The 11,778-nt window shown below is 72.0% G+C and carries 7 protein-coding genes; 5 read left to right on the top strand and 2 right to left on the bottom strand.

All coding sequences use genetic code 11. The annotated features are described in order from the left end of the window. On the bottom strand, window positions 1-2,694 hold a 2,694-nt coding region (locus tag VI078_16795; GenBank protein HEY6000946.1), incomplete at its 3' end, for a DUF3683 domain-containing protein. 184 nt (window positions 2,695-2,878) lie between these two features. On the opposite strand from VI078_16795, the gene VI078_16790 reads away from it, so the two are divergent. From VI078_16790 to VI078_16775, 4 genes are all read left to right on the top strand, one after another. Then, window positions 2,879-3,700 (top strand): DUF2092 domain-containing protein, encoded by an 822-nt coding sequence (locus VI078_16790; GenBank protein ID HEY6000945.1) that lies wholly within the window; start codon window positions 2,879-2,881, stop codon window positions 3,698-3,700. Continuing rightward, entirely contained in the window at window positions 3,697-4,494 is a 798-nt protein-coding gene (locus VI078_16785; protein ID HEY6000944.1) for a DUF6515 family protein, read from the top strand. Before VI078_16790 ends, VI078_16785 begins: the two co-directional genes overlap by 4 nt. A gap of 198 nt (window positions 4,495-4,692) precedes the next feature. After that, the gene (locus tag VI078_16780; protein HEY6000943.1) at window positions 4,693-6,606 is read left to right on the top strand and encodes a propionyl-CoA synthetase; all 1,914 of its coding nucleotides are present in this window, start codon (window positions 4,693-4,695) and stop codon (window positions 6,604-6,606) included. Between the two features lie 17 nt (window positions 6,607-6,623). After that, window positions 6,624-8,528, top strand: coding sequence for a MopE-related protein (locus tag VI078_16775; protein ID HEY6000942.1), 1,905 nt, complete (start codon window positions 6,624-6,626; stop codon window positions 8,526-8,528). A 230-nt stretch (window positions 8,529-8,758) separates the two neighbouring features. Here VI078_16775 and VI078_16770 read toward each other — a convergent pair whose 3' ends face one another. Further along, window positions 8,759-10,090, bottom strand: coding sequence for a hypothetical protein (locus VI078_16770; protein ID HEY6000941.1), 1,332 nt, complete (start codon window positions 10,088-10,090; stop codon window positions 8,759-8,761). 133 nt (window positions 10,091-10,223) lie between these two features. Here VI078_16770 and scpA point away from each other — a divergent pair. Then, a partial coding sequence (gene scpA / locus VI078_16765) for a methylmalonyl-CoA mutase (protein HEY6000940.1) occupies window positions 10,224-11,778 on the top strand: 1,555 nt, incomplete at its 3' end.

Below are 11,778 nucleotides of genomic sequence, written 5' to 3'. Positions count from 1 at the left end.
CCGGACGGCCAGGCGCTGGGCGGCCCCGCCGGCGCCGAGCACCGCGGCGCGGAACGCCCGGTTGAGCGGCGCCGACGTGCTCTCGAGGTACGCGAGCGTCGCGCGCGTCGCCAGCGGCGAGCGCTTGAAGCCGTGGCCCGCGAGGATCTCGCGCTCGAGGACCGACACCGCCCCGGTGTCGATGCCCACCGGGCAGGGCTTGCGGCACTTGTGGCAGAGGGTGCAGTGGTCGGCGACCTCCTCGAGATTCCGCAGCAGCTCGAAGGCCCCGGCGCGCTCGCGCTGCGAGTCGTAGAGCAGCGCCTCGATCAGCGCGCCGATCGCCAGGTTCTTGGTGCGCGGGTGGAAGAAGAGGCCCCGCCCCGGGTAGAAGACGCAACAGTCCGGCTTGCACTTGCCGCAGCGCACGCAGTGGGCGATGCGCAGCGCCAGCTCCTCGAGCCGCCCGTGCCGCAGGATGCGCGCCTCCAGCTCCAGCAGGTTGAACGACGGCGTGAAGATCAGCTCGAGCGCGTCCAGGTCCTCCAGCTTCCCCGGGTTCATGAGCCCGCCGGGGTCGGCCGCGCGCCGGTAGTCGGCGAACGCCGCGCGCAGCGCCGGATCGAGGTACTTGAGCTTGGTCACGCCGATGCCGTGCTCGCCGGAGCAGACGCCGCCGAGGGCCGCGACCTGCTCCATGAGCCGGTCGACCGCCGCCTCCGCGCGCCCGAGCATCCCGCGGTCGTTGGACATGACCGGGATGTTCACGTGCACGTTGCCGTCGCCCGCGTGCATGTGCGTCGCCAGCACCACGAGCCGCGAGCGCACGTGCGCGACGATCCCCTCGATCCCGTCCGCGAGCTCCTGCGAGCCGCGGGCCAGCTCGCGCAGCTGCCCGAGCAGCCCCTCGACGGCCGCGCCGCCGCGCATCTGCTCGGCGTCCTCCCACGAGAGCGTCTCGAGCGCCTCCTCGCACAGCGCCAGCGCGCGCCCGACCTGCGCCTCCGGCCACGCCGCCTCCTCGGCCGGCGGCCCCTCCTCGAAGAAGTCGCGCAGCCGGCGCACGAGCGCCTCCTGGTTCTCGCGCTCCTCCTCGAGGTTGACGGCGTCCACCCAGCGGGAGAACTGCGCGAGCGCCGCCAGCGGCAGCACGACGTCCTCGTTGAGCTTGAAGGCGTTCGTGCGCGCGGCGATCACGCCGAGGCGCTTGCGGTCCGCCCAGAAGCGCGCCGCCTCCGCGGCGTCGCGCGCCACCGCCAGCTCGGTGTTGGCGCGGCGGTCGAGCAGCGCGCGCACCGTCGCCACCGCGCGCTTGAGCTGCGCCGCATCGTCGCCGGCCAGGTCCGCGAGCAGCACCGCCCTGGGCGTGCCGGCGCGCGCCGCCTTGACGCGGTACTCGATCGCGCGGACGTACTGCCCGTCGAAGTGCTCCAGCGCGGCGAGCTCCCCGTGCGTGAGCGCCTGCGTCAGCTCGAGGATCACCTCGCTCGCCTCGTCCATGTCCTCGCCGAAGAACTCCAGGCAGAGGGTCGTGCCGGCCGCCGGCCGCGGGTGCAGCAGGAACTCGGCCGACGTGATCACGCCGTCGGTCCCCTCCTTCTGCAGGCCGGGGAGCCCGCCGAGCGCCTTGTTCGTGATGTCCTTCCAGAGCCCCGGGCGGCGGATCTCGGCCGCGGCGAGCGCGACCTCGCGCACCTCGCGCCCGCCGGCGTCCTCCACGCGCCAGCGCACCGTGTCGCCGGGGAGGATCTTGCGCAGCGGATGATCGAGGCGGCGCACGGTGAAGGTCCCCGCGGGCATCGCGATGGTCCAGGCCAGCAGGTTGTCGATGCAGGTGCCGTAGCGCACCGCGGTCTTGCCGCCGGCGTTCTCGGCCACGTTGCCGCCGATCGTGCAGGCCCAGGCGCTCGTCGGGTCTGTCGCGAAGACCAGCCCGAGCCGCTCGGCGGCCTCCATGGCGCGCTCCGTGACGACCCCCGCCTCGACGCTCATGACGCTCGCGCGCGCCTCCCGCCCGTCCGGCAGCGCGAACGCCCGCTCCTCCACGCCGAGGATGCGGTCGAGGCGCTCGGTGTTCACGACGACGCAGCGCGGGCGCAGCGGCACCGCCCCCCCGGTCAGGCCGGTGCCGGCGCCGCGCGGGACGGCGTGCAACCCGAGCGCCGCCAGCGCCGCCAGCAGCGGCTGCACCTGCATGGCCTGCGTCGGCGTCGCCACGGCCACCGGCAGGTGCAGGCGCCAGTCCGTCGCGTCGGTCGCGTGGGCCACGAGCGTGATCGGGTCGAAGAGCACGTTCGCCGGGCCGATCACCGCCCCGAGCCGGCGGCGGATGCGCTCGCGCTCCGCGGGGAGCCCGTCCACCTCCCGCCGGAAGGACGCCACCAGCGCGTCCGCCCGCCCGACCAGCTCGGCGACCAGCGGGTCGGCGCCCGCCTGGCGCCGGATGAGCCCGAGGTCGTCCGCGAGCGCGCCGAAGAGGCGGCGGCGGCGGCGCGGGTCGGCCAGCAGCTCTTCGGCGAGGAAGGGGTTGCGCCGGTGGATGAAGACCTCGCCGAGGACGCGCATGAGCAGGCGCGACAGCCTCCCGGTCACGCGCCGCTCGCGCAGGCGCTCGATGGCCGCCCAGCCCTCGGGGCCGAGCAGGAACAGCACGACCTGCCGGTCGTCGGCGGACGTGTAGTTGAAGCGGATCTCGCGCAGGTCGGGGCGTGCCATGGAGCGCGCATGCTCTCGCCGCGGGGCAGCGTTGTCAAGCCACGGGCAGCCAGGCGCCGCCGGGGTCTTGACAGAATTCCGGAACCCCATAAGTTGTGAATCAGGTGGGAGAGACGCTCTCTGCGGCCGCCCGCGGGGGGTCCGATGTCAGCGGGCAATCGGGAGGCACGGAATGAAGGCGCGAATGCGACTTGCGGTATCGGGGCTCTTCGTCTGCCTGGCCGCGGGGCTCCTCCCCGGCGTCCAGCCGCTGCGCGCGGCCGACGCACCACGGGCCGCTCCACCGGCCGCGCCGCCGGAGACGTCCCCAACGACGCCCCAGGCGGGGTTCGACCCGGTGGCCTACCGGTTGCTGCGGTCGGCGCTGGACCGGCTCTCGTCGGCGAAGGCGTTCTCCTTCGTCGCCGAGGTCACCAGCGACACCACGCTGCCCTCCGGCCAGCGGGTGCAGTTCACCGGGCGCATCGAGACGGAGCTGCGCCGCCCGGACCGGCTGCGGGTGAGCTACGACGGCGAGCAGCGCTCGACGCGCTCCTGGTACGACGGCAAGTCGTTCACCCTCCTGGACGTGGGCACGAACGTCTACGCCTGCTATCCGAGCGCCGCGTCCCTGGAGGACTTCCTCGGCGGCATGCGCGACAAGCTCGGCTTCACGCCGCCGCTCGCGCTGCTGCTCCGCGAGGACCCGGCGAAGCGGGCCTTCGCGCGGATCCGGCGCGGCTTCGCCGTCGGTTCCGCGACGATGGGCGGGACGACCGTGGAGCACCTGGCCTTCAGCGGCGACAAGAGCGACTGGCAGTTCTGGATCGAGGGCGGGCTGCAGCCCACGATCAAGCGGATCGTGGTCAGCTTCCGGGAGCAGCCGGCGACGCCGGAGTTCTCGGCGACCTTCCTGAGCTGGGACTTCTCGCCGAATCTCGGCGACGACCTCTTCACGTTCGCGCCGCCGGCGGGGGCCACGCAGTGCGACTTCCGACTCATGCCGGAAACGGGAGGCACGCCATGAGCGCCGTCATGAGTGTCGCGCGGGCGCTCGGAGCGGCCATCGCCGGCCTCTGGGCGGTGCTGCTGCTCGGCCAGGTGGCCGCCGCGGCCGACCGCGGCCGCGTCGAGGTCGCCCAGCGCCGCGGCAGGGCCACCTTCGCCAGCGACTGGGACGACTGGAACGGCGGGTGGGGCGGGTCCTGGAACTACGACTGGACGCTCATGCAAATGCAGCGCAATGCCATTTCCACCCAGGAGGAGCAGGCCCGCGAGGCCGGCCGCGCCGTGCGCCGCGACGAGCTGGAGCAGACCCGCCAGAAGGACGCCGCCGAGAGCGACGCCTACTTCCAGTCCATCCTCGAGGCGAGCCAGGCCGCGCTGCGGGCACCGCGGGGGGTGTACTATCGCAAGCCCGGCTACACGAGCACCGAGGCGCCGGGTCCGGGCGCCGCGCCCGTCCAGGCCGGCGGCGTCTCCTACTTCTACGACCGGGGGATCTTCTGGCTCCAGCAGGGCACGACGTACATCGTGGTCACGGCGCCCCCCGGCGCGATGGTCCCCGCCCTCCCGGCCGCGAGCGTGCGCATCCCCTTCGGGGACAAGACGTACTGGTACTTCTTCGGCACGTTCTTCGCCGAGCAGGCCGGCGGCTATGCGGTCGTCAGCCCGCCCGCCGGCCTGACGGTGTATTACCTGCCGGACGGGTACACGCAGGACAAGGCCGGGGGCGCGAACGTCTTTCGCTTCGGGGACACGCTCTTCAAGCCGGTCTTCGTCCAGGGCGTGCTGGCCTACCAGGTCGTCGCGGGGTCGTAAGGCCCCGCTGCCCTTCCCCCCGGGGCGCCCGGCAATCGCCGCGGCGCCCCGCGTCGTACCTGCCCGCCAACACACCCGCTTCGACCCCATCTTGACACCCCGTGCCCGGGGTCACACAATGCGATTCTAGGCACAGGTTGGCTGGCGGGGCGGGAGCCCCTGCGGCGGCGCAGGCGACGGCAAGGGGGGGCAGGCTTGATGGGTCGGTTCGACGACGTCTACGCGCGTTCCCTGAAGGACCCGAACGGTTTCTGGGGCGAGGCCGGCGAGAAGGTGTCCTGGCACCGCAAGTGGGACATGGTCCTCGACGACCGCAGCGCCCCGTTCTACCGCTGGTTCACCGGGGGGCTGGTCAACTCCTGCTACAACGCGCTCGATCGCCACGTCGAGGGAGGGCGCGCCGACCAGGCGGCGCTGATCTACGACAGCCCGGTCACCGGCACCGTCAAGAGCTTCACCTACCGCGAGCTGCGCGACATGACGGCCACCTGCGCCGGCGCGCTCGCCGACCTGGGCGTCGGCAAGGGCGACCGCGTCATCATCTACATGCCGATGGTCCCGGAGGCGGTGGTCGCGATGCTCGCCTGCGCCCGTCTCGGCGCCGTGCACTCGGTCGTCTTCGGCGGGTTTGCCGCCAACGAGCTGGCCGTGCGCATCAACGACGCCGAGCCGAAGGTCATCATCAGCGCCTCCTGCGGCATCGAGATCAAGAAGGTCATCGAGTACAAGCCCCTGCTCGACGAGGCGATCCGGATGGCCCGCCACAAGCCCGAGCGCTGCCTGATCCTGCAGCGGCCGATGGCGAAGGCCGCGCTGCACCCCGGGGTCGACATCGACTGGGACGAGGCGATGGCCAAGGCCAGGCCGCACGGCTGCGTCATGGTCTCGGCGACGGACCCGCTCTACATCCTCTACACCTCGGGCACCACGGGGCAGCCCAAGGGCGTCGTCCGCGACAACGGCGGGCACATCGTCTCGCTGCAGTGGACGATGAACAACATCTACGACTGCCCGCCGGGGAGCGTCTTCTGGGCCGCCTCGGACATAGGCTGGGTGGTCGGGCACTCCTACATCGTCTACGGGCCGCTCTTCAACGGCAACACGACGATCCTCTTCGAGGGCAAGCCGGTGGGCACCCCGGACCCCGGCGCCTTCTGGCGCGTGATCTCGCAGCACAAGGTGCGCGCGCTCTTCACGGCGCCGACCGCCTTCCGCGCGATCAAGCGCGACGACCCGAACGCCGAGTACCTGAAGAAGTACGACCTCGCCGGGTTCAAGACGCTCTTTCTCGCGGGCGAGCGCTGCGACCCCGACACGCTGCTCTGGGCCGAGAAGATCCTCAAGGTCCCGGTCATCGACCACTGGTGGCAGACCGAGACCGGCTGGGCCATCTGCGCCAACTGCATGGGCATCGAGCCGCTGCCCGTGAAGCCCGGCTCGCCGACGAAGGCCGTCCCCGGCGTGGACATCCGCGTCCTCGACAACGAGGGGCAGGACGTCGGGCGCAACACCCTCGGCGCGCTGGTGATCAGGCTGCCGCTCCCGCCGGGCAACTTCCCGACGCTCTGGCGGGCCGACGAGCGCTTCAAGAAGACCTACCTCGACACCTTCCCGGGGTACTACCAGACGTACGACGCCGGCATCATCGACGACGACGGCTACGTGCACGTCATGAGCCGCACCGACGACATCATCAACGTCGCGGGCCACCGCCTCTCGACCGGCGCGATGGAGGAGGTGCTGGCCTCGCACCCGAACGTCGCCGAGTGCGCGGTGATCGGCGTGCACGACCAGCTCAAGGGGCAGGTGCCGCTCGGCTTCCTCGTGCTCAAGGCCGGGGTCAGCCGCCCCGAGGCCGAGATCGTCAAGGAGGTCGTGGCGATGGTGCGCGAGAAGATCGGCCCGGTCGCCGCGTTCAAGACCGCGACGGTCATCAAGCGGCTGCCCAAGACGCGCTCGGGCAAGATCCTCCGCGGCATCATGCGCCGCATCGCCGACTCCGAGCCCTACAACATGCCGGCGACCATCGACGACCCGGCGATCCTCGGCGAGATGACCGAGGCGCTGCAGCACATCGGCTACGCCCAGGCAACGGCTGACAAGCAGGACTGACAGGGAGGAGTTGAGTCGTGATCCACCACAGGTCAAAGGCGCTGCTCGCAAGTCTGGTCCTCCTCGCGCTCCTCGGAGGGGTTCTGCCGGGGCCTGCGCCGGCGACCGCGGCGGTGCTGCGGCAGATCCCGTACTCGTACACGACGAAGCTGACGCTGAGCACGGTGCCGCGGACGTTCCGCTTCAGCCTGATCGATGAGTCCTACGTCACGATCTGGTCCGAGACCAAGGCCTATACCCTCCGGACGAGCAAGACCGTCAAGCACATGCTCGGCAGCGTCGTCCCCCTCCCGTCGGAGGACCAGTTCTCGAAGCAGCTCAAGGTCAAGCTCGAGTACCGGTCGGGGACGAGATGGCTCCGGATCGGCCTCACGCCGCTGCAGCTCGCCCCCTACGCGCTGTGGAGCGCCACGAGCGAGAACGCGGGGCCGGCGGGCACGTCCTGCTGGGACACCAACGGCAACGGCGTCTGCGACCCGGCGGAGGACGTCGTGGGCGGCGACGGCTGCAACGCCCTGGACTGCGCCGGCGCGGCGGGGCCCACCGGGTCCGCGGGGATCGACGGCGCGACGGGTGCGACCGGGCCCGTCGGGCCGACCGGCGAGACCGGGGCGACCGGCGCGCTGGGGCCGACGGGGCCCTCCTACGGCCTCTCCTGCTGGGACCTGAACGGCGACGGGCTGTGCACCATCTTCCCGCCCGGGGATCCCAGGAACGAGGATATCAACGGAGACACCTCCTGCACGGCAGCCGACTGCACCGGGCCCCAGGGGACAACGGGCGCGACGGGCACGACGGGCACGGCCGGGGCAGCGGGCGCGACGGGCGCCACCGGGGCCACGGGGAGTGCGGGGACCTCGGGCGCGACGGGGCCGACCGGGCCGGCCGGGACCGCGGGTGCGACGGGAGCCACGGGCGCCACCGGCGCGACGGGCCCGGCGAACGGTCCTGCAGGCCCCACAGGACCGACCGGACCTGTCGGGCCGACCGGGACCACGGGCGCCACGGGGCCGCAGGGGCTTCGCGGGTGGACGGGCTTCAACGGGTACGACTGCTGGGACCTCAACAAGAACCGGCAGTGCGACGTGACCACCGAGGACAAGAACGGCAGCGGCACCTGCACCCCGGCCGACTGCGGGCAGAACTGCTGGGACCTGAACCGGGACGGGTACTGCACCGTTGGCAGCGAGGACAAGAACCTGGACGGCTTCTGCAGCGTGCTCGACTGCCAGGGGGCCCAGGGGCCGGCCGGGCCTGCGGGTGACATCGGCCTGCCCTCCTGCGCAGAGGGGCAGTACGTCAGGCGCGGGGCCTCCGGCTGGGTCTGCGACGGCACGCCGACCAACGTCTCCTGCACCAACTACTACACGGACGCCGACGCCGACGGCGCGGGCACCGGCACGCCCCAGTGCCTCACCGCCCCCAGCGGGCAGTACACCGCCACCGAGAACGGCGACGTCGACGACACCAACTGCCTCATCAACCCCGACATGGCCTGGTTCCTCAACTCGCGCAGCGGCAGCTACGCCGAGTGGTGCAACAACGGGCGGGACGACGACCGCGACGGCTCGACGGACAACGCCTGCGCCGTCTACTACCAGTCGCGCGGCACCGACGCCTCCGGCAACCCCACGGTCACGGGATACTTCGACCGCGACGGCGACGGGTACTTCACGACCGGTACGGAGAGCCTCCAGGTCTGGTTCGACGCCTGTGTGGTTTCCATGTCCTGGACCCCGATGGCACCCGACGCCGGCATCCAGGGGGACTGCGACAACCTCGACGCGACGATCCATCCTGGCGCCGCGGACGCATGCGACGGCATCGATCAGAACTGCGACGGCACGGACGGCGTCCCCGAGATCTGCGCCAACGGCATCGACGAGGATTGCGACGGCGTGGCCGACGACGGCTGCCCGTAATCGAAACGACCGATCAAGGGGCGGGGGTCACTCCCCCGCCCCTTTTCTTTTCCCGGGGCTGCGTCAGAGATTGCCCGTCATTCCTCTGAGGGGAACGGGCTTGGCAGACCGCTCAGAAGGGTCCAGATGCAAGAAGCGCGACGATCCGGCGACTGAGGCGCACTCGTGTGCGCCGCAGGGAGACGGGAGGAGCGCGACGCCGCAGATGGGCCCTTATCAGCGGTCTGCCGTTAAATATGGCAGACGCGGCAGAGGTCGTTCTTCCACTCCATGCGGAGCATCTTGTTCGAAGGCGTGTCGCCATCCGGGGAACCGGTTCCGTGCGGGTCGTGGCAGGAGAAGCAGGGGGCGTAGTCCGGCGTCGTCGCCAGCGCCCGCGTCGTGGCGTCGCTGTCCACCGGGATCGGGAGCAGCTCGCCGTACATCCGGGTGCCCGTCTGGCCGAGCTGCACGGCGCCGGTCACGGGGTAGTCCCCGTGGCGATGGGTCCGCCCGAGCACGAGGGCGTAGTGGCACTGCTGGGCGCAGAAGGTGTCGGCGGCCAACTGCGCGTCCCAGGTGTTCGCCGGCTCCGCGACGATCGCGTTTTCCCGCAGGTGGAAGGAATTGACCGAACGATGGCCCCGTCCCTCCCGGGTCCCGTTGCGGTGGTCCTCGGGGCGGGGCAGGCGCATGTCGTGGCAACTGCTGGCGCCGGCACAGCTCAGTGCGGCCTCCCCGGCCGGGTCGCCGTGCCCCCCCTGCTGCTGCGCCGGGTCGCCGCGCGGGCCGGCGGTCGCGTCCCAGCGGCGACCGTCCCACCACGCGTAGACGTCCTGGCCCTGCGGATAGACGTCGGCGCCCCGGGGCACGCTGAACGTCCCCGCGTGGCACTCGACACAGGGCTCGCTGTCGGGGTCGGCGGTGAAGGAGAACTCCTCGAACTCGACCTTGCCGGCCACGGAGGCGAAGCCAACCTTGCCCGCGATCAGCGGCGCCACGGCCGCGGTGAAGAGATTCCTGCCCCCGAGGCTGGCGGTGACGGTCTTGTCCCCCGCGATCCTCAGGGCCACGTCCAGCCAGGCGCCAGCGGCAACGGGCGTGCGCCAGGACTGGATCACCCCCGGCCCGGACGCCCCGATCGTACCGGTCTGCCCCAGCGTCACGCGCCCCGGGTTGCCGGAGACGACCTCGAGCCAGCGGTGGGCGCCCCGCGCCGCATCCTGGGCGAAGATCAGACGCGCGCGCGCCTTGGCACCGTCCGCGGAGTCCACCAGGCGCAGGCGCAGCTTCAGCGCGCCCGTGAAGTGACTGCCGGAGTTCCAGATGAATGTCCCGGCGGCCGCCCCGTCCGATGCGAGCATGGTCGTGCCGCGATCCCAGGCCCAGGGCCCGCTCGCGAACCAGACGTACCGCCCCTGTGCGTCCTTTTCGGCGCGCGGGTCGACGCTGAAGCGCTCCGCGATGTCGCAGGTGGGGCGCAGCATGGCGCCGGCCTGCAGCGGCAGCGCGCACGTGACGGCGGCCGCAAGGGCCAGGCAGCGGGGGAAGGTCCCCGGTAGGCGGCGTCGGGCGCGTTCCACAGTTCTCTCCTTGCGCACATGGATACCGTCCGCCCCCCGCGATGTCAAGCGTCTTCGCGATGTCGCCGCCGGCAGCTTCCGGATCCGGCGCTTCCGGCGTACAATTTATCGGCCAACTTGGGGGAGGAGCGGGATGACGGAGGCGCAGGCGCACGGGCGGCCCGACTGGGCGGCCCTGGCCCGGGAGGAGATCAAGGCCGACCCGGCGGGGCTCTCCTGGGCAACGCCCGAAGGCATCGTGGTCCGGCCGCTGTATGCCGCGGCCGACCTGGCGCAGATCGAGGGGCTCGACGTGCCGCCGGGCTTCGCGCCCTTCACGCGCGGAGTCCGCGCGACGATGTACGCGCACCGCCCCTGGACGGTCCGCCAGTACGCGGGCTTCTCGACGGCCGAGGACTCCAACGCCTTCTACCGCCGCAATCTCGCCGCCGGCCAGGCCGGCCTCTCCGTGGCGTTCGACCTGCCCACGCACCGCGGCTACGACTCGGACCACCCGCGGGTCGTCGGCGACGTCGGCAAGGCGGGGGTCGCGGTGGACTCCGTCGAGGAGATGAAGATCCTCTTCGACGGCATCCCGCTGGACCGGATGTCGGTCTCGATGACGATGAACGGGGCGGCGCTGCCGGTCATGGCGATGTTCGTCGTCGCCGCCGAGGAGCAGGGCGTGCCGGCGAAGGCGCTCAACGGGACGATCCAGAACGACATCCTCAAGGAGTTCCTCGTCCGCAACACCTACATCTACCCGCCCGTGCCCTCGATGAAGATCTGCGCGGACATCATCGCCTGGTGCGCGACGAACGCGCCGAAGTTCAACCCGATCTCCATCTCCGGCTACCACCTCCAGGAGGCGGGCGCCACGGCGGTCCAGGAGCTGGCCTACACGCTCGCCGACGGGGTCGAGTACGTGCGCGCCGCGCTCGCCACCGGCCTCGCCGTCGACCAGTTCGCGCCGCGGCTCTCCTTCTTCTTCGGCGTCGGCATGAACTTCTTCATGGAGGTCGCCAAGCTGCGCGCCGCCCGCCGCCTCTGGGCCGAGCTGATGCGCGGGAAGTTCGCGCCGCGCGACCCGCGCTCGCTCATGCTGCGCACCCACTGCCAGACCTCCGGCTGGAGCCTGACCTCGCAGGACCCGTACAACAACGTGGTGCGCACGGCGCTCGAGGCGCTCGCCGCCGTCCTCGGCGGCACGCAGTCGCTGCACACCAACTCCTTCGACGAGGCGCTCGCCCTGCCCTCGGAGGCCTCGGCGCGCATCGCCCGCAACACGCAGCTGATCATCCGCGAGGAGACGGGGATCCCGAAGGTCGTCGACCCGCTCGGCGGCTCCTACTACGTCGAGGCGCTGACGGACGAGCTCGCCCGCGAGGCGCGCGCGCTGATCGAGGAGATCGAGACGCTCGGCGGGATGACCCGCGCCGTGGAGAGCGGCCTGCCGAAGCGGCGCGTCGAGGAGTCGGCGGCGCGCCGGCAGGCCCGCATCGACCGCGGCGACGAGACGGTCGTCGGCGTCAACCGCTACCGCCCCGAGCGCGAGGAGCAGATCGACGTGCTCACCGTCGACAACCGCGCCGTGCGCGAGAAGCAGGTCGCCCGGCTCGCGGCGGTGCGGGCCGCGCGCGACCCGGGGCGCTGCCGCGAGGCGCTGGCCGCGCTCACCGCCGAGGCCGAGCGTGACGAGCCGCTGCTGC

Source organism: bacterium (genome assembly GCA_036524115.1).
GTDB lineage: Bacteria > JAUVQV01 > JAUVQV01 > JAUVQV01 > DATDCY01 > DATDCY01.
The sequence above is the reverse complement of the archived record's forward strand: the minus strand, read 5'-3'. Positions and strand labels throughout refer to the sequence as shown.